Below are 26,880 nucleotides of genomic sequence, written 5' to 3'. Positions count from 1 at the left end.
ATGGATAACTTACAATATTGTGATGCTAGTCAAACATCAACAACACCTAAAACAGATAGATCGGTTAAATCAATTGTTCTATGTGAATGTACCGGAAGTGAGACAGCTACCTACATTGATGAAAACAAAATTCCGTCATTTAATAAGCCTTTCAAGTCACCCATTAAATTGTATTGGATGAACATTCATAAGGATGTAGGCTTATTTATTGATGACTCAGAAATTAGAAAATGGGTTAAAGATGCATGCAATTATCATAAAATACCCCATATACTTCTTGCGCTAATTCTTCAAAATGAGAACAATCCAAATGCACCAGGATGGAGAAAATCAGCCCAATTCGCGGAAAGAACAATCACCACGGCAGCAAATATCGTCGATAAGGTAATTTTTATCGTACCAGATAAGGTATCTAAAGGTTCTTCAGGTATTGCTAATGTCAGTGATAAAGCACTAATTGACGGTGTGCAAAATTCTTTGAAAAAATATTGCCGCCCACCAATCCCTTCTTCCATCGTAAAAAATATAATTGGTTTAAGTACTGACACTAGGATATCTGGTGATGATTGGCGAAATGATCTTTATTATGCAGCAGCACATCTAAGATATTTGATAGATCGCGAGTTAAGCAATTGTTTTAACGGTGCAATGACTACTGACCAATTAAAGAAAGTTATTAAAGCTTACAACGGGTCAGGGCCAGAAGCAGAAAAATATGCGAATAATGCTTTGGCAAATTTGAATTTAGCAATCACAGGAAAAGGGACATTATATTTCTATGAAAAGTAGTAGATTTTACTTATATTTTATTGTGGTTATCCTCTTGGGAATTAGCCTTCTCACCTACACTTTTTCAAATCTTTGGCTATTAGCCACTGATCAAACAAATTACATTCCGAAAGAAAGTAATATTTTCTTTTTCCATCCTACAAAAATTGATGAAGGATCGGGAGGCTATTGGCGGTATGGTGAAGATTTAAATAACTATTACCACTTTTCAGAAACTGAGGAAAACACATATTATATTTTTAATAAGAATACAAAATGTCAAAATATTGACACAACAGACTATAGAACATGGTGTAATCCATTGAAAGCATCTAAATAGCTGAAAGGCCCTCAATCTAGAGGGTCTTTCAAATTGCTTTTTCACATATTCCAACATGAATATTGTTATGGTATGGGCAGTACAACCAGGTAAAATACACAAGATACATGCGCTCATGATCAAAGAAACCACTGAGTGCCTACAGTGATAAATTACTTTTTTAAGAACAGCTCTTGTTCTGCTGCACGGCGGCGTACCAAGCCTTTCAATACTTTCCCACCACCTTTATTCCATTGCAGGAACTGATCAGCTGCAACTTTATAGTTGCCCGCATTCAATTGCTTAACCAGTGTAGAGCCTTTAAATGCTGCTTCCCCGATGTTATAGGTCAATGATACAAGTGCATCAAACTGATTTTGATTGATCACGACTTTTACAGCCTGATTTACTGCAGTCTCAAAACGCCGCAAATCATGTTGAAAAAAGGACACTGCTTGCGATTTGGCGCACACATCACCCTTCTTAACTTTTACGCCGCTTGGATAAATCGTGGTACCAAAACCGATGGTCCACACCCTTACGCCATCGTCATAAGCATCTAGTCTCAGATCTTCGAAGCTAGTGATTAAGTTGATACCAACTTGACTGGTGTTCATACCATTTTTAGGTGCCAGTCCATCAGCGACATTGTTTAGATCATCAACTTGGGTTTGGGTGAGTTTTCCGCCCGCTAAAACACGTGCAGCATTGAAAAATGGTTTTCTGTCCATTTTGCATTCCTCTTGGCAATAAAAAAGCGCCGAAAGGCGCAATGAAATTTAATGTAGTAAAAAAGCCCCGAAGGGCTTTTCTAATTGTTTAAGTGTTTTCTTTAACTATCTGGTCTAGAAATTCATTTCTAATTTCACCAAACTCCTTCGGTTTATAAATTTCTAAGAAATCATGTAATTCATCATTATCAACTATTTCATCATTTGGCTTCACATACCTGAAATCAAATTCCTCACTTGACTCAGTGGAATAAACCCATTCATCTCGATTGTTATGCCATTTTTGTTTGATATGATGTTCATCTTTATTAACAACTTCAAAAAGTAAGGTATTTAGCTTTTTAAGTTTTCCATCTACCATTTCAAAATCTTCAGACCCAATTAACTTTCCTGTCGAATCTTTGAGATAGTTTTTATAAGCAATTACCTGATAATTAGCATTAAATAAAGTTTCACTTACAATTTGCTTTACTTCTGAAAACTCTTTTATTTCATCTAGAACTAATATTTCACCGAGGAAATGCGCAACTCTGAAACACCAACCTTGTGCATCAGAAAAGTAAATTGTCTTTATCGGCTGCCCTTCAGAAGGTTCAATAATATTTAGGTTAATCACTATCGTTATCCTGGAGAATGCAATCCTGGTTGTGGTGGTGGAGCTTTGTCACGCCATCTAGCTGCATATGCTGTGCGCGGGCATCCCTGTAACTCTGCATCAAAAATTACAGCTTTTAAACCCTTTTGTTCAACATTTAAATACCAATGTATATGCCCTTTCCACGAACCAATACCAGGTTTCTCGAAATTTACATCATTTCTGATCTGATATAAATTATGCTTATCTAGATACATTTCATTATATCTAAGCTCGACTAAAGAGGCCTTTCCATTCATATATGCATTTTGTATATGGCATTTATCGTCAGCATTGTTCTCTAGGTTTTTTACAACAGGCTCAGCTTGTTCAACATCATTAAGAATATTTTGTGCAGCAATATTTGTCGCTACTTGTGCATCTAAGCTACCTGAATCAGCGTTTGAAATGACTTGTTCAGCTACAGTTTCGAGGGGAAGTGACTTTTCTAATTTACTCTCTTTTTTTAAATGAAATATTTCAACAACTAAAGTTGGACTGGGTCGAGTAAGTTTTTGCAGATAATCAACTTGAAAATGGGTTACATTTTCATCATCTCTCATTATCTTTATGTCATATATACGATTACCTAGATTTCTATGTTGCATGTACTCAATAGTACACCCTTCAATTGTCGTAGCTTTACATTTGTAGTTAATAGAATATACGGTTTGAATAACCCCTTCATTAGCAACTTTATATTTAATCTGACTATTCTGAGGATCCATTACCCAATCAATTGCCCCAAGCAACTGATCTACAGCAACACTTAAAGCAATACCAGCTAAACCACCTTTTAGAACGTTAGCGACTTGCTTTGCATTAGGCGTAATTAACGCTGCAGAAACAGTAGAACCTCTTGAAGCTTCGATTAATGTTGAAGCCCCAACTGTTGAAGAGCTGGTAACCGTCCAACCCGCTAATGGTGCGACTGCTCCCATAGTTTGCGGTGAAGCTGCTAATCGATAATTCGTAGCTTTTGGTACTGTTTCTTGAGTTTTTTTTGATGTACTTACTTGTGTATTAGTTTGAGTTGTGTCGCTTTGGTTATTATCACCACACCCCGCTAGCCCTAACAACATTGCTAATAAAAATAGTTTTCTCATTTATTCCCCCTTATTTTCAAATAGTTTATTTTACTTTTTAGTTAAAAACCATTAGGAATTATAGTTAAAAGCCGCCCTAAGACGGCTGTTTGTTGATTGTATATTTTAACTGTCTTTATCTTTCTTCTTTTCCTGTTCTGAACTACCAAAGTAGAAACCGCAAGCCGTGGTCATTGCTCCAGCAATAAAACCTAAGGCCGTGTTGATCAAGTTGCTATTTTCTCGTGGCATATCGACAAAGAATAATGCGAGCACCAACACAAACATGAGCCCTACTAAGGCAAAGGCCAGGTAAGCCCGAGTTTGTTCACTTGTCATCAAATTCCCCTTTTATACGTTGTTTCGTTTGCTCATACTGCTTCTTTCGCAATTCGTGGATCTCTTGCGCTCGCTTGTCATCCCACCGTTTAAAATACAGCGTAGTGAAAAATGAAATCACACCAATAAAGACAGAAAACCATACTGCCCAATCTACACTTGCTGCATACGCTGCCACAGATGTCCCCGCTGACATATAAGATATTTTGTGCATGATCAGGGTTAAATAGCTTATGTTCAGGATTTAAGAATATTGTCTTTATCCATCGCCATAATTCAGGTGCAGGTACAAAGTTTGGCGTGTCTTGTGCAAAAATCCATTCTGGTGGATATGGTCGTTGCTGAATTACAAAACCTACTTCATTCATAAATCTCACCCATTAAAAAACCCGCCGAAGCGAGCTTGTTTTTTAACAATCAATTTCATCAAGCTATTTTATTGTTGTTCTATTAGCTGTTGATAGCTTACCTCTGAATTACTTATCAAATAAGTATAGTAAATCTCTATCATCAATTTCCTTTTTCCTATATTGCTTCATATGCTGTTGATATTCTTCTTCTGAAATGACTCGTCTATCAGGCGTAGACTCAATGAGCTTCGAATAACCTTTATTATCTAAAGATCTATTTTGGCCAGAGTACTGAGTTTTGTCATAAGAGCTCATACCCGATGTTTGAAATGGATCTTTATAACCTTGAGCAGCTTGGTTAAAATTTTGATTTGCCCATTTTATTTTTAGTTGATTTGATAGCTCAAAAAAATCCACATTCTCATTGCTGTTATTCTTATTATGAATATCTTCATCTTTAGCAATTAAGATAGATGGTTTTTTGCTGAAAAAATCATCGGCACTGCATACAGGACTAATAACCACCAAGCTTATAAAAAATAATAGTACTTTAACCATCAAATGCATACGCTCATTACAAATCATTATATTGCATAAATCTTATATAAATTTTTCAAAAAATCCACCACTACCAATCATATTCTTTTAGTGCTTTTCATCTTCTAAAAAGGTTTGCTTGGTTTTCAGCAACGGCGTATCTCTTGGCTATATTTTATGTTCACGTTTTCTAGTGAGTTCGAAATATTTAGTGCTATCCATAAATTTCACCCATTAAAAAGCCCCATTTAAGGGGCTTAATATCACTTTGTTACTAACTACATTAACAAATCTAAAAAACCAAGGTTTCCATAGACCTCATAAACTGTAATAAAGAGTTATTCACTATATAAATTGATTTTTTCCAAGCCCTGTTGCAACTCTTGCCATTTACCTTGCTCACTCCACCCTGAAAATTGATAAACCACTTTCCCATTTTTTAGAAAATAAAATGTCGGCATTGTCCAATCATCTAGCTGAGGGAACTTTGATTGATCGTAAACCTGGACCAGTTCTGCCTGATGATCAATATCCTTACTCCATTCTTGGATAGATTCTGCACTTAAGAATCCTCTTTGCGGTTCAAGCCATGTGGTATAAGGTTTAAGTAACCCTTTTATTTGTTTATTTTTAAAGATCGCATCTCTAGCTCTGCGTGAAACACTACAACCTGTACTGGCAACAATAATCACCTGCTCAGATAAATCTAAATTGATATTTTGTACAGACATCGTCATATCTGGATTGAGCTTGTGTATCGCTGGCTGATCTAGTTTTAAATCTGCATCAAATTTGATCCTTGGTAGACTTTGCAAACTTATATTTGGATGATTTTGTGCAAATTGTCTCGCTTGATCGAATTGTCGTGCAGCAACTAAAGCTGTGTAATAAAGTCGATAGTCCATTGGTTTGGTTGAATTGCGCTGAGCCAACTCATCAAACACCATTTTCATTGCAACAATATACTGCTCATCAGATAAATGAAAATTCACCATATCTGTAGCTCTTAGTAGCTCTCTTAATTGAATATCGCTCAGATTTTTAAATTTCTTATTTGCAATGATATCTGCCAGTTCTTGTTGATAAATCATTTGTAACTGCTTCTTAAATTGATTTTGATCTACACTATCCAAAGAAGCCAGTTGCAAATTATACATACGATTAAAACTATCAGAGACATTGGCATAAGCTTGAGACGTAAACAAGAATAGTAATGCTATTAAAATATTTTTTTTCATATACTTAAGATGCCGTATTAAAATAAGAGTCATCAAAAAATGACTCTTAATTAAATTAAAAAAAAATTAATAACAAGTACGATCATGACATGTTACCCCGTTGAAGGGTTTACAACCACGAAAATCGATACATACATGGTCCCGAATGTCCCAACTACTATCTCTAGTGGTTACATTTCTTATAACCATTCTATCCAAATCATTTTTAATGACCAATTTACTCGTAGATATCAGCTCTTGTACACCAAACAGACTTAAGATTTGATAAATCTCTGATGCAGATAATTCTGCCTCTAAATCTAAGTGCCCAAAACTAGTTAAGCCTTTATCGTTGAACCTAAGGCTACTTAAAAATCTCGCCTTACCATTCTTTGACAGTTTCTCGATGGGATTCTTTGCTTTAGGCGTATTACGCATGTACGCATTCAATTCATCCAAAGATTTAATCGGAGCAATCAAGTGATTAAGTTGACTTTGTTCTGAAGCATTCGGAGCCGGTTTAGTTGCTTTGTCTGCTGCAAATGTAGCGCATGAAACTAATACCATACATAGAAATAATTTAATTTTCATTGTTGTTTTCCTAAAGAATTTTAGAAATTTCATTCTACAAGACAATGATAATTATTATCAAGTGTAAATAATTATTAATTACAGTCCACAAATATGCTTTTATTAAATATTGGGTATTTACAAACTTGGTGACTATTCAAAATCAAAGTACTCAGGTCTGTTTGCTTTCACTGAAACTTCACTAAGCCCAATATAGACCAAGCTCATTTTCATCCCCTTAATTATTGGAGATAAATTTAAAACCATAGAATATAAGAAAGCCCACCTTTCGATGAAATTTTAAAAGAATTAATGCACCGTAATTGAAGGTGTTGCTTCTTTTTCACTAACGATTGCTAACTTCTAAATAGTTTTGTTTAGCCTTAGGCAACGACATATTTCTTGGATTATTTTTGTGTTTTCTCTTTTTGGTGAGTTGTAAATATTGATTGGCTTTCATATTCAACCCATCAAAAAACCACCCGAAGGTGGTTGTTCTTATTTCCTAATTTATTCTTTACACTTGATTTTCATATATGAAGCTTTTGTACTCACAGGAATCAGCGAGCCACCGTTGAGTAAGTTCATGTTAGTCATGATATTGTCCTTACCATCCAGTTCATTAAAACCTTTGCCTTTGCAGATTGCATCTGCTTTCTTAAGAAGCTTTGCTCTCATAGCTTTATTTGAACCAAATATATTACTTTGAGTAGTGATTTCATAGACGCCAGATCCAAAATCACCAACAGTAGGTGATAGCATTTGTAAGCAACCAGTAAGAGCGAAAGCAGTAGGGACCAATAACAACATTAATTTAAGTTTATTCATTTGAATGATCTATATCTATTTAAACGAGATAAAAATACGACTATAAGGTTTCAATAGTATTTCCGCCATTAAAAACCACGCAATGAACTACCCCAAAAAGTTGGACAATTTTTTGGGCGGTTATTGTTTAATAAGTGTGCTTAAAGCCCTATTTTGAATTGGTATTTATCTGTAAATCCAACCAATTTAGATAATTCTCTTTATCCAAAAAATTGGGAGCGTCATTTACATTGAGCGTTACCTCAGTATTCTCCACAAGAATCATGTAATTACTTACAGCCTGAGTTAACTCATCATTCGATCTGGCTAATTCAAAATAGTTGCTTAGAAAAAGTATATTGCAAACCATATTATCAGCAATGACAGACAAACTAGATAAATCGGGATTCTTTTTCATAAATTTTGGACTTAAACCTGCTTGTTTATAATGACTACTGTTAATAAAATTATCATATTTCTGTTCTAACTCTTGACGATCCATTTGTTGCTCACCATTATTAAATTTTAGATAATATATTTTATATCTAAAATTAAAAAGGCTTTACGGAATAAGTGGTGGAATTACGATAGAGCATTTGGCGCAAAAAACTCAACATGGCAGCTTTCTAATTGCTGCTAATCGCTTTGCATCACGCATTTGGTCTTGAATACTCTTCAGGTAAAACAGCAAAAGCTACTCTTGATTGATCACCGGAAATATCGAACTCTACATTCACATGAGTAAAGTTTAACCGCATTTCATCTTGTACTGTTTTTACTGCCTTAACCAATTCTTGCTCTAGACATTTTTAGATTGCTTCATCACTATACATTTTTAAATCTCAATTTTTCTAAATAGAGCTGCTTCTGTAAAACCATTTCTGATGCTAAAGTGGCGCAATTAGCAAACTAACAACCAATTTATGAATATACATTATGAAAAGTATAAGGTTCAGCATAAAGGAAGTCTGAAGCAGGGTGCATCCATCGCCCCTTTGGTTGCCCCTCTTATTCTTGGATTTGTCTATGGGATAACCGCACTTTTACAAGGTTCTCCTAGCCAAGCCCCTGCAATGTTTTTCCTATTCCTAATATTTGGACTTCCTTTCACTTACGTTACCATCTTCACTCTGGTTTTGCCGATGGCTATTTTCCTTCGCAAAATAAATGCACTTTCTTCTGCACGATTGTGCCTCTGGTGTTCTCTACTTGGACCCATCACCTTCTATGCCTACCTTTATCTGCTAAATGGTGGACCCGACCGAATGCCAGACTTTTTCGGAATCATTTTTTCCATGCTATGCGGACTCATTTCAGGAATTGCATTCTGCCTAATTGCTAGGATTCGGGTATTCGCCAATTAACTAAATAAAAAACTTTATAAGATCTTAGCAAACAAAAAAGCCCACCTTTCGATGAGCTTTTAAAAGAATCACATGAAATGTGCAACCACTGCTAGTTTTCACGTGCCATTGCCAACAACTAAATTTTTTTTAGCCTTAGGCAACTGCGTATTTCTTGGCTTATTTTTATGCTCACACTTTCTTGTGAGCTTGAAATACTTTCCTGTATCCTTAAATCTCACCCATTAAAAACCTGCATTAGACTATACCAATGCAGGTTTTTAATTAAATTATCACTTTATAAGATTTTTTTGCTCATCATTTAACTTATTAATTGCCTCTTGTGTTGCCTCAAGAACTTTGGCTTCAACACTTGATGCTGCATAAGCACATCTACTAGCCATATTTATTGAGATAATAGTTCTCTCTGATGTTGCTGACACAAACTCTTGATTAACAGCATAAACAAGCTGATCTATAAATTTCAGAGTATTTATTGAAACAGTACTTTGCATGGCTTTGGTCGTGGATAATTGCAATGCATTCGCTGCCCCCGAAAAACTTGAAAGCCCCTTTGCTGTATCTCCCGAACTAATTGGGCTAAACACACCCGCTAAACTGCCTAATATACCTACAATGTATGGAGTTCTATTTTGAGTGTTTAGACTATTTTCATAAAAATTATAAACATCTCTACAAAACTTGTTGGCCTTATTTAAGTTGTTTAAATCTTCGTTTAGGGTACAAGCATCCCCCTTGCAGAGACTATTTTCACCCCAAGGCCAAGTGGGTGACTTATTACTAAATTTTTCGAAAAATCCCGCTTTTAAATTGGTTGAAAAAGCAAGAATAAATAAAATGAACAATATTTTCATTTTCTCCCCTTAAAAATTTTAAATTATTGTATTTTTATTTATAGTTGCTTTTCTTTTATCGACAATAATTTCTGTCGGATTTCTCAGTAAATAAATAGTTCAAACCATAATACCCCTATTACTCACATTTAAGTCCTCTACTTTAAACTCATGCATTCCAGATTTTCATAGCAAAATTGACCTCTTCGCACTCATCTTCCCATTCAATATTTTTATACTCATTTGATAATGAGTGGTCTGGAAATCTAGGTATACCTGTATCAGGACCTTGTGCCTCTCATTCTTGGCATATAGAATATCCCAGTTTTTTGCTTGGTTCTTTTGTTGGTGAAAATTTCACCTTAACAAAATTTTAGCAATATCTTTGCCTTGGATAATATCTTTATTGACTAAAATGTCATGGATTAATAGCTCTATTTTACAAATTAACTGCGTAATTACTGATCAAAAAAAAGAACAATCTAAAAGATGACTTTCTGACATATTTAATGATTAGAACATATGTGCAAACTATGAACCCATAGTATGGTATCGAGTGGAGATCTGTTCGCTTTGGTCTGGTACCAAATTGGGCTGATGATCTAAAGAACTTAAAAAAACACATATAACGCCCGTTCTGAGAACGTGGCAACAAAGCCTAGCTTTCGACATGCATGGTCTAAAAATCAATTCTGCTTGATTCCAGTAAAGACTATTTTTGAACCCAAGTACATTGATGGGAAATCCCATTGGTATGGAACTTATCGAGAAGACCATATGCCCTTCACTGCTGTTAATATTTATGAACATGCGACTGTAAACGGCGAGCTGGTTATTTCAATGAGCATGTTAACGATCAATGCTGATGATCACCCATTTATGAAACAATTCCATAAACCAAACGATGAAAAACGTTCAATCGTAGTAATCTCGAAAGGAAGGCGCAAAGATTGCACTTACTTACAGCCATAATCAAGCCAAAGACTATTTAGTTGAAATGCCGATTGATGATTACACAGCAACTCTGAAAGCAGATAAGCATAAATTCCGCCCAAATACCCATTACAGAGCGACACAGAATGTTGCACTTTTGTTTATCCATAACTTTTTAAATTTGAATTCTTTTTAATCAAAAAAAATGTACTCGCGCTATACAAAGATGTATATATCACCACCCAAGAGATTGACTTTAAATTAAAAATCTTTTTATCAATCAAGCTACCTAATATCTCTTCCCAAGCAACCCCATTCATATATGGCACTACAAAGTGCATATATGGAGGAATATAAGCAACTAGTATATATATACAACTAAGTATATAAAAAAAGACATTCACCCTACCCATAACAATAAAAACTAAAATCAAAAAAAATAGTACAATTTGGAGAAATAATGGATCAAAATTCAAGGAAGCTATAGCAGGAAAAGCAATCACCAACCATGAGAAAAAAGCTAAAAAAGAACTAAAAAATTTCATTAAATTCACAATAAAATTCCTACTTAAAAATATTGTCTCTACGGAATATCTATTTAATTATAAAAGATTTTTATGATATTAGTGGTTAAAAGTACATTTATTAATCACTCAACTTATTTTGTTGTCCTAATAGTTTGTAGAGGATACACGTGTAGATTGAAACCGAAAGGCACCAAAAGATCAAGTAGATATTATGATCAAACTTAATCGTATTAAAAATGACTTGGTTTAGAAGATCATTTCTGTCAACCAACTTTTATTGCTAATTTTTTATTTTGTAAACCAAATAGAAAATTCTGCAACAACCTAATTCACTTATTTAATAAAAAGGCTAGCTCAGCCTTAAATACTAATTATCTTTTTTGTTTGGATTTGAGTTGCACGTTTCATTATCAGCTTCGGTGAGTAAACTAGTAAAGCTTTGTGCTATTAAAAATTTGCCTTGTTCATCAAAAAAAAATCTGGTGGTGTTTTGTACTTTTTGGGTACAATCTATAGTTGTTATTGCATAATTATAACTTATCGTATTGTTATAAAAGCGCTTAATATATCCATATGTTATATAGCGATAAGTTTCAGGATATGATAATAAGCTCACTCCATTCGGAATAAAATCAACATCTTTAGACTCGGTATGTACTGTATTATTACTTGGTTTGATCGTTGTTTGTTCTCGAATATCATAGACATTAAGGTCTGATTTTTTTGCATTATCAATCAATACTTTAACTTCTTTTGTGTCCAATTTCAAAAAGATTTGATTTGCTTGAAGTAAGGATGGCTCATTCATTATTTGAGACTCTGAAGCAAATACAGAAGTACACATTATTAAAGTAATTACACCGAAAATTTTCATCATAATAAAATTATTTGATTAACATAGAATAAAGTTATTCTAACTTATCTACTATTACTTGTAAAAGTAACCTTTCCCTGTACAGCTATCTTAAAGTAATTTAGCTAAAAGATAATCAAAATTTAAAATGAGATTATTAAACTATTGCTAATATTTAATATTTTTCACAGTAAACCAAAAAGTTCAATCTTAGTATGAACAACAGGGGAAATCTAGCTAAACACATACTAACCAGAAACAAGTAATGACCTCCCTTTGTTTCAACTAAAAATTTAAAACTTGAAAACATTTTAGGCCAAACCTAAAATACAACTTGAATACATTACAAATTCAAGTGGTAGCCATGAGCCATTCAAACCAAATCATCGAAATCAAGAATCATCTCAGGCATGACTTATTCTCAGATGTATCTTCTATCATAGTGATACAACCTTCTATGCGTATGGCTATCACTGTCGCAATAGAAAAAATTTCAGCAGGTTTCCCTTCCCCAACCCAAGATTATATCGATAAGAGAATCAATATGAATGAGCATTTGATTGGTAATGAATACGCGACCTTCATTGTTAAAGTCGGCTCACTCTCAATGAAAAACGCTGGTATTGATATTGATGATGAATTGATTGTTGATCGTAGTTTAGAAGCTAAGCATAGAGATATCATTGTTGCCTTGGTCAACAATGATTTTACCGTTAAACGTTTAATGCTTGATGAAGATGACCGAATCGGGTTAAAAGCAGAGAATCCTGAATACAGCAATATTTATTTTGATGATGACCAACTGCTAGAAGTTTAGGGTGTCGTTACTTTCGTACTGAAAAACACAAGAAAAATATGAAGTACGAAAATAAAGTATTTGTGTTAGTTGACGTAAACAATTGCTATGTCAGCTATACATTTCCTGAGCCTACAGACTTTGCACCTAAATTGGCTAAGGCTGCTACATTGATGCTGAACCATATCTACGAAGAAGGGATTAAATATAAGAAGATAGGAATTGGACCTTGCTTTTTACTTAACCGTAATTGGTCCATGAGTCGGGATAAACTGAGTAGAAATCCATTTAGATCACAGTGAATTAATTTTTAAATTAACTTATCGTGAGCTATTAGAAACTATAGGAAAAGCTAGATAGACACAAGACCCCGACATTAGGTACAGTAGGCGAAAGCTCAAAAAATCAGAATCATATACAACGCTATAATTCTGACAGCAACTTTCAATTAGTCATTTTACTTGCCCTTCGTACAGGTAATACAATTCAGCATTGTCTGTATCTCCACCCCAGCTATATTTTTCTTCGCCAATCCGCTTCAAACCATTTCTTTCATAAAATTGAAAGTTTGAACTATCATCCGTATAAAGAAAGAACTCTTTAACCTTCATTTCAGTAAGATAATCGGTAAACATAGAATACAATTTATTGCCTATTCCCATACCTTGATATTGTTCATCTAGGATAAATAAGTTTAAGGATGCAACAAATTTCTTACCACTTTTCAGAAGTAATTTTTCATTTAATATCAATGTATCCAAATAACCCTCAAAAACATCTTCTTTCTTTTCTAAGATTATTTCCTTTAAAGCCTTATATTTTCTTATTTTTGCATTAGCTTTCTGCTTAATATTATCTATCATTGATGCTGCAATAACTCCAACAATCTCATTCTCATTACGTACCACAAAGATACGAGAGGAGTTTATAATAACCTCACCTAGAAAAAACTCCGCCATAGGTTTCACATTCTTTTGAGGAACCCATGAATGATAATCCCAAGTAAATACGATCATCTGGTTTATTTTGTCTAAATCATTTTCGCTCAATTCTTCTGCAGCTTCATACTTTAAAGAAACATTCCTACTCATTACTCACACTCATTTAACTTCAATAAAAATACAATTTGCGATTCAAAGCTATTTCAAGTTCTCAATGCTTTAACTATCGTAATAGATAACCCTCTAATGAAGGCTATCTAACTGATCAAATGAACATTCTTCTTTATTTAATTAAATGTTCTTTCACAATATGATCACTTAAAAGTTTAATAACTTCTGAGCGTTCATCTAAAGAAGTCTCACTTTTTCTCACATAAATACTGATAAATACAGGTGCATGAGTTTCTGACCATACCATTGAAGTTAAACCTCTAATGCCATAATCACTGGCACCCGTACGATCAGCAATTTTCCATCCTTTAGGTAAAGCAGCTCTTAACATATTGTCTGCAACTTTATTCCCTATCATCCATTCTTTTAATTGCTCTTTTGAGCTTTTAGATAACACATTACCCGTCAATAACTTTTTCATACTGGCATTCATGGCATTGGGAGTCGTTGTATCTCGGATGTCATCTTCGGGATTAATGACAAGATCTGGTTCATATCTATCTGATCTTGTAACTTCATCGCCAATTGAACGCATGAATGAGGTTAGGCCTACAGGGCCTCCACCTGCCTCTATCGCAAAATTTGCTGCCGTATTATCACTGTATGCGGTCGTAATTTCACAAGCTTGTTTGATCGTCAGTTTTTTATTTACGTAATCTTTGACCACTGGCGAATAAGTAACGAGGTCTTTTTGCTGAATCGTTTTTGAATGATCTAAAGTCAGCTTTTTAGCATCAACCTTCGCCAATACATTCGCACAAGCAAGCGCTTTTACAGTGCTGTCCAAAGGAAAGCGTTTATCGCCATTGATCGAAATCAATTTATCATCCATATCCAGGATAGATACACCAATCTGCCATCCCTTTTCGGATAGGGTTTTGATTTGCCCTTCCAGAGTAGCAGCCATAGTAGCTGACACCGAAGAGCCAAACAAAACAACAGCTATGACAGATTTCAATAACGATTTCATATTGCATCCATATATTAAAAATTTAAAAAATTAAGCGTGGCCAAGTATACCTCTAGAAATTTAATTATTAAGTTAATCAAATGTTTTATCATTATTTAATGGCTTAAATGTATTCAATAATAAAGCCTCTATCAAACGCTTTTGCACATATTTCAACATGAATATTTTTGTTGATCTTGTTATTGGCCCTACATGGTAAATGACACTACTCTTGAATGTAGAAAAAGCCCCTCGGGGCTTTACTATAGTCATAAAAAACCCGCATACCGCGGGTTTCCATTCTAGTATTAACTGAAAAGTAAAAGAGCGCCCAGCCATAGTAGTAGTGTGGCTAATATATAACTGGTTCTTCTCCACATCAAAATCGTGTTGGAATTATCTTTGAGCACTTTTCCAAAGTACTCAATTTCCTGTTTTGCATCCTCAATAACACTTGTTCCGAAATTAATGGCATCTCTAAGCTCTTTATTCTCATCCAATAATGCCTGCTTTTCTTCCCAATTAAGCTCTATCATTTTTCTATCAGATTGAATTCTGTAAGCAATATCCTGTAAAAGCTCTTCACGTGTCATTTGATGAAACTCTTCATCTAGATCGGCAGCAGTAAATTTATATTCACTCATAAATAAACTCCAATTAAGGATGATACAAACCAGGCAACTTTATCCAACAAACACTATTTTCTGCATCTTCACGGTAGATCTTTACTAACCCATAAATAGCAGCTGAAATTTCTTTACCTTTTTACCACTTTCACAACGATTTTTAAAAGTTTTCTCCAACTTTATTTAGTAAGCTTAATAAGTTTACTAAAAAACCACCCGATGGTGGTTTAACTCAATTAGATTGTATTTCCACAAATGTCTTTTGCACCAGTAGGATAAGTGTTTTGAAGTTTAGTACGGTCCGTAACTAGCTCAAGTGAAAATGTTTTCCCTACCATAGCTGAGTTTGATGGAATATCTTGAACAGCAATTTGTGCTAGAAAATAACCTTCATTTGGCTTTGTAGAGTAACTTCCCACATAGCCATAATTTGTGCCATTTGAAATTACACCAATTTGTTGAGTCTGTTGATTGATGTAAAAACCTAACCTTACTCCGTTATTCAAAGCATTATTATCAATAGCATTTTCACCTATTAAGGCACTGTTTGACAGATCTCTTGATTGCCATGCTGATAATATTTGGTTTGGAACCTCAGGTATATTATTAAGACTCATAATCGAATTGGATAAAACATGCTTATCTTCTTTAGTTCCAAAAAAAGTAAACGGGAAAAGACCAATAATACTGTTGTTACTTAAGACCACATTTGGAACTTTCACAATCATTTCATAGGCAATAATGTTACTTTGGGATAGTGCAACATCGCCGATCATTTTGCCTGGTTGACTTAATTGCTTATTGCCAAAATTTCCACTTGCAGCAACGTATCTTTTACTTCCTGTTGTCGGGCTTATGGTTAAGGAAACTTTTTGCCCAGAAATAATTGGAAAAGGTAGAGCTCCTGATGAAACCGCATTTATTTGCGTCTGGTTAGCATCAAAATTATAAGTACACGCTGCGAAAGTGTTCACTACAGGAATGGCTATGATAAGAATGCCCAATATTATCTTCTTCACTTCGTTTACCTTTTTTATAATTGAACAAGTAGTATAAATAAATCACTTTCAATAAGTGAGAAATCGGATAAAAGGTCATTAAAAAACCATCCGAAGGTGGATTTTTGCTTATCTAACACTTATTTTGGATTTAGAAAGTAAAAATTAAAAAGAAGTGATGCTCAAGATGCTGGCCACAGTTAGATAAAACCCCACCGTATTAAAGCTCTTTAAAAATTTATATATTTACATAACTCATGCACTTTCCACACACCATAAAATTATAGCTGTTACTTCAATAACTTAATTAACAAAGGAGGTTAAATTATTATCATTTTCTCACCCACTTTTATTTTTGGCTTTAGACTTTTTATGAACCTCATCAATCATCCAAAGCAAAAATACAATCATTCAAGATATGTGGACCACCTGGCAAATAATTATACTCAGCATAAACATTAATAGCCTGCTGATCTATAGATTACGGCGTACTCTGTCCATATCGTCTGGATCTCCAAATCGTACAAAATACCAGCAAGATAGACTCCGCGGCATAAGATGATCCGGGTGGCCCAGGGATGACCACCTAAAAATTTGATTTGCCCAATTTCGTGCGGCGTTTTCGACGCATAGGTTTTTTCGTACTTGTAGAGTTCAATGACTTTCCCAAGATATCAGCCTTATCTTTATCAGCATCTTCTTGGATCTCGTAGCCTTCATGATCAAGGGAAAACGTCCCATTCTCATCAAGATACCAAGAAGGTGTTAATTACTAGTTACTTAATTACATTCATTTTCAGGATCATTCATCATCTTTTTTAAGTTGTTAAATTCCTGTATGTACCTATTTTCATCATAGACCAACTCTAAATTATTCTGCTTGTGATACGCCACGAATTCGTCATAACGGCTAGTAACGAGTTGATAAAATGCAAGCTCTGCTTTCATCCCATCACATTGGATTTTTTTTGCTTCTTTCCATTCAGCCTCACTTAACTCCTGACCTTTATAGTACTCATTGAACTGATACTCTTTTAAAAGCTTTTCTTGGCTTTCATCCAAAATTCTCAAATACTCCTTTTCAAAGTTTTGGTTATAAGTTGCAAAGCAATGACCTGATAGTAATATTCCTACTAGAAAAAATAATTTTCTCATTTTGATCTCTTATATATTTTCAATAAGATATATCACATTTGAAAAAGTTAATCAGGCTTCTGAGTACAAACTGTAACACTGGTAAAAACATATTTATCTGGTCTGTCTATCTCAGATACATCGGTAAAGTTTAGGTAAATATCACGAATATTTACCCCTGTTTCAATTTCAAACTTATTGACTAGCTCTGCAATCTGATGAGTTAAAGCCTTTTCTAGCTCTTCCTTTCGCGTACAACATTCGGCAATTGATAGTTTTGACATTGTAAGCACCTCTATGTTGGTTCAATTCCAATCTCCTTAAATTTTAGCCCATCCAGCTTTCTGAGATGTTCCAGAGTGTAAAGCCGCCCCCTCTGGATCAAAGAACTTACCCAAATCAAACTTTTCTTCTTTATAATAAAATCTCGAATCTCTTTAAGGTTGATTGCACTGTATTATGTATTTAAGTTCTAATTTTGCTGACAAGAGAACTGAGTAAGGAGTGATAAAACAATGTCAGCATTTTTAATAATTATGGGATTCATCTTGGCTTTCTTCGGATTAATTTTTGGTCCACATATATTTCATAAACACATAAGAAATACCCAAGAAGGTAAAGCAATGAGCTTTTTATGTATGCTCCCAGGAATGTTTACTGTGATGCTTGGTTTATATTTGAGATGATAAATTAAAGTTGAACTAAGCCTTGCTAAGAGGGCTTTTATATATATCCCGATAAGAAATTTTCTAACCACTCATCAGTAATACAGAACTTTCTATATTAAATTTTGCTAATATATTGCCGCAAAATCATCTACTGAGTCACACTATTATGCCCAAACATTACATAGTTGTCGGAAGCCCAACTTCGGGTGGCGGTGAAGTAATTAGCGGAAATAGAAACTTTCTTATCAATGGCAAACCAATCGCTTGTGTTGGTGATGAGGCTACTTGCCCGACCCATAATACAGCAGCATTCATCATGACAGGTGATTCAGAAACTCGGTTCGGTGGTTTGCCTGTTGCGCGTGAAGGTGACTTACTTTCATGTGGGTGCAAGCTATTGAAGTCAGAGACATCCTTTAATCAGGAAAAGGATGAAAAACACATAAATGAAAATTTTTAAATCTTTAAGTTATCTTTTATTCATTGGAATATTGGGTCTAAGCATATTTTCGAATGCATTTTCAAATGTTTGGCGATTAGCAACAGATCAGACTAACGACATTCCTGAAGAAAGCAACATCTTCTCTTTCCATCCAACAAAAATTAATGAGGGGTCGAGCAGCTATTGGTTATATGGAGAAGATTCAAAATATTATTACTACTTCTCAGAGACAGAGGAGAATACTTATTACATTTTTGATAAATCAATTTTATGCCCGAATATTGAAAAGATTGATTTTCGAACATGGTGTGAAACAATAAGGATCGTGAATGAAAAATAAAGCTTCATTACGAAATTAGAAATTTCTGAATGAAGTAACCTATACATAGTGCTGATAAAAATTCAATCAACCTGAAGACATTAAACAACCTATTTTCAAATATATGGGTGAATGCCCCTTTGATTTAATCCTACTCTTTTACGAACGCGAGTTTGATTTTCATTCAATAAGGCTTCAAGTAATCCATCTAAATTTTGATCATTCAAAGCTGAAGGAGTAAATTCTTCATAACCTAAACGACTGAAGAAAATATCTACTTTAGAGCTTTTCTGAACATATTTCATAGACCAATTTTTAAAACTATATTTTTGAATTTCTTTTATTTTAAATTCAAAAATATTTTTATGCCTTGAATCTTTTTTAATACTTTCTAATAAAGGTAAAACAATGAAGTCTTCTCCCTCCAAGCATTGAAAAAATGCATTATTTGCATAATACAACACACCAAATACAACATTTTTAGAGTTAAAGCCTCTTGCTACTGTTAAAATGTTGCTTAGATCATCGATCAAATCATCTGCAAGACCTTGTCGTGAACTGGCATAACACAATTGAATTTTCATATTCTTCCCTTATTCACAATGCTCAACTACTGTATCAAGACTTTTTGATAAATCTTGCCGAAGATCAAAATTGATATTCGACCTTACTTGCGTATAGAACTCTAACAAATCCCATGTTGGATACACCCGCATATAAAAATTACTTAGAGAGAAAAACCAATCATTTTTTAAGAAAAAGCTTATTTAGATAAGTCTTTGTGCAAAGCGTGAATTACACCATACAGGCTTTTGTTTTTTAATGCTATTTTTATTTCTTAACCTCCTTTCGTATACCATACAGCATACTTCTGTAAAAAAATATTAATAACTTTCAACTACTTTTCACAAAATTAAAAATAACATATTGTTTTAGATCTATATTTTTAATTTTAATGGTTAAGGATTTGATTGTTTTTTAACCAATTGTAAGAAATTTCTCATAAGCATGTAAGCCAAAGATTATACCCTCATTTTATTGGATAATTATAATTTCTTCATACACCAGCATTTCAATAATCCATTATTTTTTTTATTGAGTTTAAAATATTTAGCCATGATAATTTTAGACAATAAAAATAATATAAATGCTTACTTTAAATAATGGTGTAGCACCCAAACCCACCTTTGAGATGAGGCCCTTAAAGGTGGGTATTCTCTTGTGAAATGAAACTAAGGAAAAGCAATGAATATCATTAAGAATTGTTTTATTTTTGCTCTTTCAGTAATAACTATTTCTTTAGTAATCATCTTATTTAATAAAATGGGAATGAATAAAAATTTTAATTTATTCTTTTCTGCATTCTTATACTCTGTTTTTATCACACTATACTTTAAAAACTTTCTAGCCAGCCTGCTATGCTTTTCTATATTTTATACCCTACTGTTTACATTAAGTCATTCGCTGGAAGTTTTTATGATGCTTTTAACTTCTCTATCAACCTTTACATTAATTGAGATTCTGATGCCAAAATTAAGAAAAAACCTAATCGTTCCACATTATAAAACTGATACTTTCTAGTTTTATCCAAATTATGCAACTATTTTCAGCTTTTTAATACTTAGCTCCTTACTCCTTTATAATCCTTACTGGTTTCATCAAAGATTTGCTTACAAGCGCTTTGGCTGAAATATCTTTAAATGCTGTAGCAAATCGAGATCGCAAATAAATTCTCTGGCTAAGTCGTGGGATCATTCTTTTGGATTCACTCGGCGCCAATGGTATTCAATTCATTAAGCTTTGACCTGGAAACTGGTGGTAGATATGTTTCTAAGGTAACTAAATACTAAAATTTCTGGTATCAATAAAGGACTCACAACAGACTGTAATAGTCTTTGACACATCTAAAGATCATCCAAGAAATCAAAGAACTCCAAAAATTAAGTTATTAATATCTAATAAATTTATTGATTTTTTTCACCCAGTATCGAAAACATCAATGGTAAATTCTTGCCAAAATGCTCAATCCGGTATTTTTCATTCTCTTTCGTCATATTGCCAAAACAGTTATATGATGAGTAATCATATTCTTTGAATTCGAGAACATTTATTCCATGATTGATTAAACTTGTAAATATTTCACTCAGACTATGATTCCAAGTGATGGCTTGATAGTTTATTTCTGCTGATTTATCCGCATAAGAGCCCGTAGATGATTCATTTATAGGGTCATTTTTGAAATAGCTATATGTTATATTTTTAATTTCATCATCAAACATCCATATGACTGGATGAAATTCAACAATCAAAAATTTACCCCCAATTTTTAAGAAATTGGATATCACGTTAGCCCATAAATCTAAATCTTCTAACCATCCTATAACTCCGTAACTCGTAAATACGTAATCGTATTTTTTGTCTAAAACACTGGGGAGTTCATAAATATTGGAGCAAATAAAGTCTACATTTAAACCTAGTTCATCATTAAACTCTTTTGCTTTTTTAATGGCTTCCTCTGAAAAATCTATAGCTGTAACATTGGCTCCAAGTTGTGCCAATGACATAGAATCCTGTCCGAAATGACATTGTAAGTGTAGTATGGATTTGCCTGAAATATCCCCTAAAATACCCAATTCTATTGGGTTTAGCGTATTTCTTCCTTTTAGAAAGGAAATATTGTCATAAAACTCACTCTTGATATGTGCATTTATTTTTAAATTCCAAGCATGCTTATTGATACTGATATAGTCATTCATCTTTTATCCTTAATTTCAATTTTTTTGCTATATTTACTTTGCTCATTTAACCTCTTTTACTATATTCTTTCTTTTTAAAAAACATTGCTTTTTTGCGTCATAGAGGAGATAACTATATCGTACCTCGTGATCATCGGATAATTGTAAATTTATGGCATTATTCAGGCTTATTCCACCCTACGAGAATGTTTAAGCGGATGCAATAATCACTGAATTGCTTTTGCTAATCCTGCTTATACTTTAATTTCTATAAATTATGTGAAATGTAATTTAGCTTAGCAAAATACATATCAATTATAAAAGCCATTTTATACTAGAATATCAAGCCAAATTCAAAATAATCGTCAGATAATGTGATTGACAAATATCCAGAAATTCATCTATAAATTATTATAAATTTCATATATCTATAAAATCTAGGAATAAGCACAATGGAACATCAGAATGACCTTCATCCTTTGGTTGCTCCATTAGCATCGCTTAACTACCTACATGAAGTACATCAATACATCGACAAGAATCTAACAGTGATGCAAGTTTATAACTTAATGACAGGTCATCCACCCTTTTGGCTACGTATCGCATTTAAGATCAGGGATTTTTTAAGTTCGAAGTTTGGAGGTGTTCAACCGATCAAAGGCTTTGATTCGGTTAAACCAGAAAATATTCAGATCAATGAAAAGTTAGATTTTTTTGATGTAGTAAAAATTACAGACAAGGAATTATATTTACAATCTACAGATAAACATCTCAGTGTATTAGTGGCATTACAACTTCAAGAACATGATGAATTAAAAAATGAGTTAACCGTCACAACCAGTGTGATTACTTACAATCTTTTTGGAAAAATTTATATGCTGCCTGTTTCTTTGGTTCATGGACTGATTGTCAAAAACTCATTAAAAAATTTGCATTAACCAATTGAAAGAACTGTCACTAAAAGTGGATATTCAATATCGCTTTTAGTGACTAGTCTCGAAATTGTAGGTCACAAAGATCTATATTTTCATATTAATCCCCAGTTGAAAACCACGCCCTGGCAATGGTGCAATGTATTTGAGTGGGGAGTTATGCGGTCTCGCTTCCTCATTTAGTAGATTTGAGCCATTCAAGAACACGTCAATATCTGAATTCTTGAATTTTAGATGCTTGCTAATCTGCATATCGACCATATTGAAGGCTGGTAATGGTACTTCTTCTGATACATTCTTACCCAAATATTTAGGTTTATCATAATAAATACTTGAGAGGCGTGCAGCCCAATCCCCTTTACTCCACTCTAGGTTCGCACCATAACGATTGGTGGGCATGTTTGGTAGATAATTACCATCATTAAATAAACTGGTCCGACTCGGATTTAAATTCTTATTTTTTACAAAATCCGCAAATGCGCCAAGCGTAAAAATACCAAATTGCTGAGTATTGATTTTCTGCTTAAGGTCAACTTCAAAGCCTGTGATTTCTGTATCTGTTTGAGTCCAGTATTTGAGTGGTAAGCGGTTCGCCGTTTGCATACCAGAATGAGTGAGATAGAGATAGTTTTCAAATTTCATCTTATATACAGTAGCCTCAAGATTAAAATCTTGATAATTGAATAAAGCTGTCAGCTCAGTATTCTTGGATTTTTCTGGTTCTAATTTTTGGTTGCCTTGCTCATTGATCATAATGGAATAATGATTACCGCTGGCATAAAGCTCATTGAGTTCAGGTGCACGCTCAGACACTGAATATCTAAGTTTTGCTCCAAAGTAGCCGTTGATTTTAAGATAAGAACCAAAACTATAATTTTCCAAATCAAAACTGGTGTCTTGTAGTGTCGTATTCGGTGAATTACGAGCGATCTTAAAATCACTGTCTTTGATCGAATGATCTACTCGTTCTTGACGATAACCTGCATCAAAAGAGAATCGATCCAAATCAAGCATCTCTTGAATAAAAAAGGCTTGGGTCTTGGTATTGACATTGGGAAGATAGCGTAGCTTGCCCTGCCCTTCGACACTACGGTTACTTTGACTCAGCCCAAGTAAACCATTCACGTAGCGAATAGGCTGATGTCTCAATACAATTTCGGCTTGTTTAGTATCAAAGCGGTAATCATTAGCCAGTTGTGGACCTAAATATTCACCTGAACGATTGATCACCTGATTCGCTTTAATATCAACGCCCTTTAAAAAGGGAATATCAAAATTAAACTGGCTATCTAGGCTATATTTTCTTTGATCAGTCTTTACCCCAACGGGTAAGCCATCCTCATAGGAGGATTGAAATGACTTATTTTCTAAAGAAAAACCTGGTACGCCGTATGCATTTTTCTTCGAATCCGCACTTAGGCCAATATAGCCATTTTCCAAGAAATAGGTACTGCCAATCGCATAATGCTGATTTTCTAAATAACTGTTGCCTAATTTACGATGGTAATTTGGCGTCACATCTTGATTAATCTTGTTTTCTTTAAACTTAGGGGTATCAGGTATATATTCAGGATTGACTGGGTTGGTATAAGTTTTACCACTCCAAACAGATGTTGGTTTATCGGTATAAAATGAAAACTGGCCATCCGCCCAATCTGGATTTTCAGTCATAAATTGGTCGATATATTTTTGCGATGCGGTGTTATAGATCTGTTGTATACGTGCATCCTTTTGGCAGGCGTCTGCCAAGGCTGAACTCACCCCACCCGTTGCAGGAAAAATTCCACTATTACATTGTTCAGCTTTGCTATTCCCCGGAATTTTATAAGACGAAATATCCTGTTTAGAAAATAAAAAATTGGTTGAAAAGTTGCTTTGATTATTTAAATTCAGCTTAAAACCATGTGCATCGGTGCTGTTCCAGCCTTTTCGCACAGCCAGCTCTAAATTATGATCTTTCTTAGGAATTTCTTTGCTAATCAGACCATTCTCTACATTTACACTACCACCGATGGCATTTCCACCGTATCTCACACTATCCGATGACTTATTTACCTGAATAGATTGATTAAATAAAGGATCAAATGGAATGGCAATATTGCCACTGACAGCATTCATGCCATAAATCGCTAGTCCATCCTCAAGAATTTGTACACGATTTCCACTTAAGCTGCGGATAACTGGTGCGCCTGCATTGGGACCAAAAGAGCTACTCTGTACGCCTGACACCTGCTTGAGTGCATCCCCCAAAGTTTGATTTTGTGTATTTCGATTCTCTACAACAATATTGTTCCCGATTGAAAGATCTGTTTCTGCTTTTAAACTAATATTTGGCAAAATTACAGGACTGTCCTGCTCATTTGCAGATGCTTGATGATGAATAAATAGAATGGCGATTGCCAAGGCTTTATAACGCACGTTGAACTCCTTAATTGTAAATGTTATGTTATAACATAACAATTGAGTGTTCAAACAGAACCTAAACTCCATTTTTTCTGCTAAATATGGACTGCATGCAAAAATTTGATATAAGAAAGCCCAGATAACTCAAAAAGATCTGAGTAATCTGGGCTTTGCACTCTTAGCGATTAAAATAGTTAAAAGGTAGTTTTAGATAGCGAATGCCATTCGATTCCGGTTCTGGGAACCGCCCTGCATCCATATTAATTTGAATTGCAGGCAGAATAAGCTTTGGCATCGACAATGTTGCATCACGGCTTTGACGCATCCGTACAAAGTCCTGTTTAAGCGTTTTCATATTGATATGAATATTATGCTGCTTCTGTGCACAAATGCTGGTTTCATACACATATTCATCTCGGCCTTCTGGCTTGTAGTCATGGCATAAGAAAACACGCGTTTGGTCAGGAAGTTGATAAAGCCTTTGTACAGAATCAAATAATAGATCAGCACTTCCTTTAGGAAAGTCGCAGCGCGCCGTACCATAATCTGGCATGAATAAGGTGTCGCCAACGAAAATAGCATCACCGATGATATAACTTAAGCACGCAGGGGTATGTCCTGGCGTTGGTATGTTATATGCGTCTAGGTTTCCGATACTGAAGTGTTCATGGTCTTTAAACAGATAATCAAACACCTGATGCGTATTAAAATATTTAAGATCAATATGATAAATCGCACTAAACGTATCTTGAACAATCGCAATTTTCTCACTCATGGCAATCTTGCCACCCAGCTCTGATTTTAAATATTGTGACGCCGTTAAATGATCTGCATGAACATGTGTTTCCAATATCCATTCAACTGTGAGTGCTTGAGATTGAATGTAGGTAATAATCTCATCTGCATGTTGTGTGGAAGTTGAAGCTGAGGCAGCATCATAATCCAAAACACTATCAATAATCGCGCAATGCTTTGTTTCAGGATCATGCACAACATAACTAAAGGTATTGCTCTGTTCATCAAAAAAAGCTTTGACTGTTGGATGTTGCATTGCATTTCTCCTACTGTTTGGCCCAAAGACGATGGATCAACATGCCGAGTAGCATTGCGCCTATAAAATACCAAACCTCAAAATAACCCAGTCCGATCAAAGTAATTGCAGGTGCTGGGCAAATGCCTGCAATGCCCCAACCCATACCAAATAATATCGCACCTGAGATCAACTTCTTATCAATTTGATTATTCTTTGGTAAAGCAATCGCCTCACCTGATAATGTTTTGGGACGACGCAATGCTTTCTGAAATGGAATGAATGCAACCGCAATTGCTCCAATCATTACAAACATCAAACTAATATCCCAAGCACCAAAAATATCTAAAAAACTTAATACCTTCTCAGGATTTGACATGCCTGAAATCAATAGGCCCAGTGCAAATACACTGCCAAAGATAAACGCAAATAGATTTTTCATTACGCGGCTCCCAGAATATGACGTACAACATATACCGTAACGAAACCAGCAAACATAAATGTCATTGTGGCAACGATTGAACGTGGTGATAAACGGCTAATCCCACAGATCCCATGTCCACTGGTACAACCTGAACCTAAACGAGTCCCAAAGCCCACCAACAGTCCAGCAATGATTAAAGCGAGCGGAGACGACTGCATGATAATTTCAGGCTTAACAAAAATTTGATAAATAAATGGTGTAATAATCAGACCCAATAGAAACCAAAAAGCCGAACTACTCAAAAATGTTTTGGGCTGTAATAATTGTGCAATCAAGCCACTCACACCCGCTATACGCCCATTGACGTATAAATAACCAACAGCCGCTAATCCAATTAACGCGCCACCTAACAAAGCTAGAATAATACTTGTCATCATCCTTCCAC

The 26,880-nt window shown here is 34.5% G+C and carries 31 protein-coding genes and 4 pseudogenes; 8 read left to right on the top strand and 27 right to left on the bottom strand.

Going from position 1 to position 26,880, the window contains the following annotated elements; translation table 11 throughout:
* Complete coding sequence (locus V6E90_RS06395) at nt 1-789, top strand: hypothetical protein (protein WP_332604839.1); 789 nt, start codon at nt 1-3, stop codon at nt 787-789.
* A complete protein-coding gene (locus V6E90_RS06390; RefSeq protein WP_332604838.1) occupies nt 779-1,108 on the top strand; it encodes a hypothetical protein in 330 nt (109 codons plus the stop codon). The genes V6E90_RS06395 and V6E90_RS06390 overlap by 11 nt, the downstream gene beginning before the upstream one ends.
* 152 nt (nt 1,109-1,260) lie before the next feature.
* Here V6E90_RS06390 and V6E90_RS06385 read toward each other — a convergent pair whose 3' ends face one another.
* The 12 genes and pseudogenes from V6E90_RS06385 to V6E90_RS06330 all read right to left on the bottom strand — a co-directional run bounded on the left by V6E90_RS06385 (nt 1,261) and on the right by V6E90_RS06330 (nt 9,575).
* The gene (locus V6E90_RS06385; RefSeq protein ID WP_332604837.1) at nt 1,261-1,818 is read right to left on the bottom strand and encodes a lysozyme; all 558 of its coding nucleotides are present in this window, start codon (nt 1,816-1,818) and stop codon (nt 1,261-1,263) included.
* 88 nt (nt 1,819-1,906) lie between these two features.
* Nucleotides 1,907-2,434 carry a hypothetical protein gene (locus V6E90_RS06380; RefSeq protein ID WP_332604836.1) on the bottom strand — a complete coding sequence of 176 codons (528 nt, stop codon included), beginning with the start codon at nt 2,432-2,434 and terminating at the stop codon, nt 1,907-1,909.
* Nucleotides 2,435-2,439: 5 nt separating this feature from the next.
* Complete coding sequence (locus V6E90_RS06375) at nt 2,440-3,558, bottom strand: hypothetical protein (protein ID WP_332604835.1); 1,119 nt, start codon at nt 3,556-3,558, stop codon at nt 2,440-2,442.
* A 105-nt stretch (nt 3,559-3,663) separates the two neighbouring features.
* A complete protein-coding gene (locus V6E90_RS06370; protein WP_332604834.1) occupies nt 3,664-3,876 on the bottom strand; it encodes a hypothetical protein in 213 nt (70 codons plus the stop codon).
* Entirely contained in the window at nt 3,866-4,090 is a 225-nt protein-coding gene (locus tag V6E90_RS06365) for a lysis protein (RefSeq protein WP_332604833.1), read from the bottom strand. The genes V6E90_RS06370 and V6E90_RS06365 overlap by 11 nt, the downstream gene beginning before the upstream one ends.
* Nucleotides 4,089-4,244: pseudogene (locus tag V6E90_RS06360) on the bottom strand (putative metallopeptidase); the annotation flags it as partial. The gene V6E90_RS06365 and the pseudogene V6E90_RS06360, both read right to left, overlap by 2 nt.
* A 108-nt stretch (nt 4,245-4,352) precedes the next feature.
* Nucleotides 4,353-4,784 (bottom strand): hypothetical protein, encoded by a 432-nt coding sequence (locus tag V6E90_RS06355; RefSeq protein ID WP_332604832.1) that lies wholly within the window; start codon nt 4,782-4,784, stop codon nt 4,353-4,355.
* A 317-nt stretch (nt 4,785-5,101) separates the two neighbouring features.
* A complete protein-coding gene (locus V6E90_RS06350) occupies nt 5,102-6,001 on the bottom strand; it encodes a hypothetical protein (RefSeq protein ID WP_332604831.1) in 900 nt (299 codons plus the stop codon).
* A gap of 66 nt (nt 6,002-6,067) precedes the next feature.
* Nucleotides 6,068-6,571, bottom strand: a complete 504-nt coding sequence (locus tag V6E90_RS06345) for a hypothetical protein (RefSeq protein WP_332604830.1) — start codon at nt 6,569-6,571, stop codon at nt 6,068-6,070.
* 489 nt (nt 6,572-7,060) lie between these two features.
* Nucleotides 7,061-7,378, bottom strand: a complete 318-nt coding sequence (locus V6E90_RS06340) for a hypothetical protein (protein WP_332604829.1) — start codon at nt 7,376-7,378, stop codon at nt 7,061-7,063.
* A gap of 148 nt (nt 7,379-7,526) precedes the next feature.
* Entirely contained in the window at nt 7,527-7,859 is a 333-nt protein-coding gene (locus tag V6E90_RS06335; RefSeq protein ID WP_332604828.1) for a hypothetical protein, read from the bottom strand.
* 1,134 nt (nt 7,860-8,993) lie between these two features.
* A complete protein-coding gene (locus V6E90_RS06330; protein ID WP_332604827.1) occupies nt 8,994-9,575 on the bottom strand; it encodes a hypothetical protein in 582 nt (193 codons plus the stop codon).
* A gap of 524 nt (nt 9,576-10,099) precedes the next feature.
* Here V6E90_RS06330 and V6E90_RS06325 point away from each other — a divergent pair.
* A pseudogene (locus V6E90_RS06325) lies at nt 10,100-10,617 on the top strand (SOS response-associated peptidase family protein); the annotation flags it as partial.
* A gap of 31 nt (nt 10,618-10,648) precedes the next feature.
* On the opposite strand, the gene V6E90_RS06320 reads toward V6E90_RS06325, so the two are convergent.
* Both V6E90_RS06320 and V6E90_RS06315 read right to left on the bottom strand, forming a co-directional pair.
* The gene (locus tag V6E90_RS06320; protein WP_332604826.1) at nt 10,649-11,041 is read right to left on the bottom strand and encodes a hypothetical protein; all 393 of its coding nucleotides are present in this window, start codon (nt 11,039-11,041) and stop codon (nt 10,649-10,651) included.
* A gap of 340 nt (nt 11,042-11,381) precedes the next feature.
* Entirely contained in the window at nt 11,382-11,822 is a 441-nt protein-coding gene (locus V6E90_RS06315; protein WP_332604825.1) for a hypothetical protein, read from the bottom strand.
* Between the two features lie 409 nt (nt 11,823-12,231).
* Between V6E90_RS06315 and V6E90_RS06310 the strand changes: the two genes are divergently transcribed.
* Entirely contained in the window at nt 12,232-12,684 is a 453-nt protein-coding gene (locus V6E90_RS06310) for a LexA family protein (protein WP_332604824.1), read from the top strand.
* Between the two features lie 80 nt (nt 12,685-12,764).
* A pseudogene (locus V6E90_RS06305) lies at nt 12,765-12,965 on the top strand (DNA polymerase V subunit UmuC); the annotation flags it as partial.
* Between the two features lie 150 nt (nt 12,966-13,115).
* Here V6E90_RS06305 and V6E90_RS06300 read toward each other — a convergent pair.
* The 7 genes and pseudogenes from V6E90_RS06300 to V6E90_RS06275 form a co-directional block, all read right to left on the bottom strand.
* Entirely contained in the window at nt 13,116-13,754 is a 639-nt protein-coding gene (locus V6E90_RS06300) for a GNAT family N-acetyltransferase (RefSeq protein ID WP_332604823.1), read from the bottom strand.
* 133 nt (nt 13,755-13,887) lie between these two features.
* Entirely contained in the window at nt 13,888-14,745 is an 858-nt protein-coding gene (gene bla / locus V6E90_RS06295; protein WP_332604822.1) for a class A beta-lactamase, read from the bottom strand.
* A gap of 287 nt (nt 14,746-15,032) precedes the next feature.
* Complete coding sequence (locus V6E90_RS06290; protein WP_016539994.1) at nt 15,033-15,368, bottom strand: hypothetical protein; 336 nt, start codon at nt 15,366-15,368, stop codon at nt 15,033-15,035.
* A gap of 218 nt (nt 15,369-15,586) precedes the next feature.
* A complete protein-coding gene (locus tag V6E90_RS06285; protein WP_332604821.1) occupies nt 15,587-16,369 on the bottom strand; it encodes a DUF4882 family protein in 783 nt (260 codons plus the stop codon).
* Nucleotides 16,370-16,488: 119 nt separating this feature from the next.
* Nucleotides 16,489-16,594: pseudogene (locus tag V6E90_RS21870) on the bottom strand (hypothetical protein).
* Between the two features lie 534 nt (nt 16,595-17,128).
* Complete coding sequence (locus tag V6E90_RS06280) at nt 17,129-17,503, bottom strand: hypothetical protein (protein WP_332604820.1); 375 nt, start codon at nt 17,501-17,503, stop codon at nt 17,129-17,131.
* Nucleotides 17,504-17,550: 47 nt separating this feature from the next.
* Entirely contained in the window at nt 17,551-17,766 is a 216-nt protein-coding gene (locus V6E90_RS06275) for a hypothetical protein (protein WP_332604819.1), read from the bottom strand.
* Between the two features lie 550 nt (nt 17,767-18,316).
* On the opposite strand from V6E90_RS06275, the gene V6E90_RS06270 reads away from it, so the two are divergent.
* Nucleotides 18,317-18,610, top strand: a complete 294-nt coding sequence (locus tag V6E90_RS06270) for a PAAR domain-containing protein (protein WP_023269643.1) — start codon at nt 18,317-18,319, stop codon at nt 18,608-18,610.
* A gap of 417 nt (nt 18,611-19,027) precedes the next feature.
* On the opposite strand, the gene V6E90_RS06265 is transcribed toward V6E90_RS06270, so the two are convergent.
* Complete coding sequence (locus V6E90_RS06265) at nt 19,028-19,495, bottom strand: BLUF domain-containing protein (RefSeq protein ID WP_065342083.1); 468 nt, start codon at nt 19,493-19,495, stop codon at nt 19,028-19,030.
* A gap of 661 nt (nt 19,496-20,156) precedes the next feature.
* On the opposite strand from V6E90_RS06265, the gene V6E90_RS06260 reads away from it, so the two are divergent.
* The gene (locus V6E90_RS06260) at nt 20,157-20,492 is read left to right on the top strand and encodes a hypothetical protein (protein ID WP_065342084.1); all 336 of its coding nucleotides are present in this window, start codon (nt 20,157-20,159) and stop codon (nt 20,490-20,492) included.
* A gap of 383 nt (nt 20,493-20,875) precedes the next feature.
* Here the strand turns inward: V6E90_RS06260 and V6E90_RS06255 are convergent, their stop codons facing one another.
* On the bottom strand, nt 20,876-21,667 hold the full coding sequence (locus V6E90_RS06255; RefSeq protein ID WP_332604817.1) for a class I SAM-dependent methyltransferase: 792 nt from the start codon (nt 21,665-21,667) through the stop codon (nt 20,876-20,878).
* Nucleotides 21,668-22,098: 431 nt separating this feature from the next.
* On the opposite strand from V6E90_RS06255, the gene V6E90_RS06250 reads away from it, so the two are divergent.
* On the top strand, nt 22,099-22,584 hold the full coding sequence (locus tag V6E90_RS06250; protein WP_016539985.1) for a DUF2867 domain-containing protein: 486 nt from the start codon (nt 22,099-22,101) through the stop codon (nt 22,582-22,584).
* Between the two features lie 81 nt (nt 22,585-22,665).
* Here the strand turns inward: V6E90_RS06250 and V6E90_RS06245 are convergent, their stop codons facing one another.
* The 4 genes from V6E90_RS06245 to V6E90_RS06230 all read right to left on the bottom strand — a co-directional run bounded on the left by V6E90_RS06245 (nt 22,666) and on the right by V6E90_RS06230 (nt 26,869).
* The gene (locus tag V6E90_RS06245; RefSeq protein WP_332604816.1) at nt 22,666-24,996 is read right to left on the bottom strand and encodes a TonB-dependent receptor; all 2,331 of its coding nucleotides are present in this window, start codon (nt 24,994-24,996) and stop codon (nt 22,666-22,668) included.
* Nucleotides 24,997-25,159: 163 nt separating this feature from the next.
* Entirely contained in the window at nt 25,160-26,032 is an 873-nt protein-coding gene (locus V6E90_RS06240; RefSeq protein ID WP_332604815.1) for an MBL fold metallo-hydrolase, read from the bottom strand.
* 10 nt (nt 26,033-26,042) lie between these two features.
* A complete protein-coding gene (locus tag V6E90_RS06235) occupies nt 26,043-26,453 on the bottom strand; it encodes a DUF6691 family protein (RefSeq protein WP_065342089.1) in 411 nt (136 codons plus the stop codon).
* Nucleotides 26,453-26,869, bottom strand: a complete 417-nt coding sequence (locus V6E90_RS06230) for a YeeE/YedE family protein (RefSeq protein ID WP_016660323.1) — start codon at nt 26,867-26,869, stop codon at nt 26,453-26,455. Before V6E90_RS06230 ends, V6E90_RS06235 begins: the two co-directional genes overlap by 1 nt.
* Nucleotides 26,870-26,880 lie beyond the last annotated feature (11 nt).

This window comes from Acinetobacter sp. ESBL14, assembly GCF_036668815.1.
Lineage (GTDB): Bacteria > Pseudomonadota > Gammaproteobacteria > Pseudomonadales > Moraxellaceae > Acinetobacter > Acinetobacter gyllenbergii.
Note: the sequence above shows the minus strand (reverse complement) of the source record. Positions and strands in the feature narration are given on the sequence as shown.

Excerpts from the sequence above, each read along its gene's own strand:
- V6E90_RS06390 (WP_332604838.1), top strand. The coding sequence starts at position 779 with ATGAAAAGTAGTAGATTTTACTTATATTTTATTGTGGTTATCCTCTTG.
- V6E90_RS06355 (WP_332604832.1), bottom strand. The coding sequence starts at position 4,784 with ATGGTTAAAGTACTATTATTTTTTATAAGCTTGGTGGTTATTAGTCCT.
- V6E90_RS06350 (WP_332604831.1), bottom strand. The coding sequence starts at position 6,001 with ATGAAAAAAAATATTTTAATAGCATTACTATTCTTGTTTACGTCTCAA.
- V6E90_RS06335 (WP_332604828.1), bottom strand. The coding sequence starts at position 7,859 with ATGGATCGTCAAGAGTTAGAACAGAAATATGATAATTTTATTAACAGT.
- V6E90_RS06385 (WP_332604837.1), bottom strand. The coding sequence starts at position 1,818 with ATGGACAGAAAACCATTTTTCAATGCTGCACGTGTTTTAGCGGGCGGA.
- V6E90_RS06270 (WP_023269643.1), top strand. The coding sequence starts at position 18,317 with ATGCCCAAACATTACATAGTTGTCGGAAGCCCAACTTCGGGTGGCGGT.
- V6E90_RS06230 (WP_016660323.1), bottom strand. The coding sequence starts at position 26,869 with ATGACAAGTATTATTCTAGCTTTGTTAGGTGGCGCGTTAATTGGATTA.
- V6E90_RS06265 (WP_065342083.1), bottom strand. The coding sequence starts at position 19,495 with ATGAAAATTCAATTGTGTTATGCCAGTTCACGACAAGGTCTTGCAGAT.
- bla (WP_332604822.1), bottom strand. The coding sequence starts at position 14,745 with ATGAAATCGTTATTGAAATCTGTCATAGCTGTTGTTTTGTTTGGCTCT.
- V6E90_RS06365 (WP_332604833.1), bottom strand. The coding sequence starts at position 4,090 with ATGCACAAAATATCTTATATGTCAGCGGGGACATCTGTGGCAGCGTAT.
- V6E90_RS06340 (WP_332604829.1), bottom strand. The coding sequence starts at position 7,378 with ATGAATAAACTTAAATTAATGTTGTTATTGGTCCCTACTGCTTTCGCT.
- V6E90_RS06280 (WP_332604820.1), bottom strand. The coding sequence starts at position 17,503 with ATGAGAAAATTATTTTTTCTAGTAGGAATATTACTATCAGGTCATTGC.
- V6E90_RS06315 (WP_332604825.1), bottom strand. The coding sequence starts at position 11,822 with ATGAATGAGCCATCCTTACTTCAAGCAAATCAAATCTTTTTGAAATTG.
- V6E90_RS06275 (WP_332604819.1), bottom strand. The coding sequence starts at position 17,766 with ATGTCAAAACTATCAATTGCCGAATGTTGTACGCGAAAGGAAGAGCTA.
- V6E90_RS06260 (WP_065342084.1), top strand. The coding sequence starts at position 20,157 with ATGAATATCATTAAGAATTGTTTTATTTTTGCTCTTTCAGTAATAACT.
- V6E90_RS06300 (WP_332604823.1), bottom strand. The coding sequence starts at position 13,754 with ATGAGTAGGAATGTTTCTTTAAAGTATGAAGCTGCAGAAGAATTGAGC.
- V6E90_RS06290 (WP_016539994.1), bottom strand. The coding sequence starts at position 15,368 with ATGAGTGAATATAAATTTACTGCTGCCGATCTAGATGAAGAGTTTCAT.
- V6E90_RS06330 (WP_332604827.1), bottom strand. The coding sequence starts at position 9,575 with ATGAAAATATTGTTCATTTTATTTATTCTTGCTTTTTCAACCAATTTA.
- V6E90_RS06395 (WP_332604839.1), top strand. The coding sequence starts at position 1 with ATGGATAACTTACAATATTGTGATGCTAGTCAAACATCAACAACACCT.
- V6E90_RS06310 (WP_332604824.1), top strand. The coding sequence starts at position 12,232 with ATGAGCCATTCAAACCAAATCATCGAAATCAAGAATCATCTCAGGCAT.
- V6E90_RS06240 (WP_332604815.1), bottom strand. The coding sequence starts at position 26,032 with ATGCAACATCCAACAGTCAAAGCTTTTTTTGATGAACAGAGCAATACC.
- V6E90_RS06345 (WP_332604830.1), bottom strand. The coding sequence starts at position 6,571 with ATGAAAATTAAATTATTTCTATGTATGGTATTAGTTTCATGCGCTACA.
- V6E90_RS06255 (WP_332604817.1), bottom strand. The coding sequence starts at position 21,667 with ATGAATGACTATATCAGTATCAATAAGCATGCTTGGAATTTAAAAATA.
- V6E90_RS06235 (WP_065342089.1), bottom strand. The coding sequence starts at position 26,453 with ATGAAAAATCTATTTGCGTTTATCTTTGGCAGTGTATTTGCACTGGGC.
- V6E90_RS06250 (WP_016539985.1), top strand. The coding sequence starts at position 22,099 with ATGGAACATCAGAATGACCTTCATCCTTTGGTTGCTCCATTAGCATCG.
- V6E90_RS06370 (WP_332604834.1), bottom strand. The coding sequence starts at position 3,876 with ATGACAAGTGAACAAACTCGGGCTTACCTGGCCTTTGCCTTAGTAGGG.
- V6E90_RS06375 (WP_332604835.1), bottom strand. The coding sequence starts at position 3,558 with ATGAGAAAACTATTTTTATTAGCAATGTTGTTAGGGCTAGCGGGGTGT.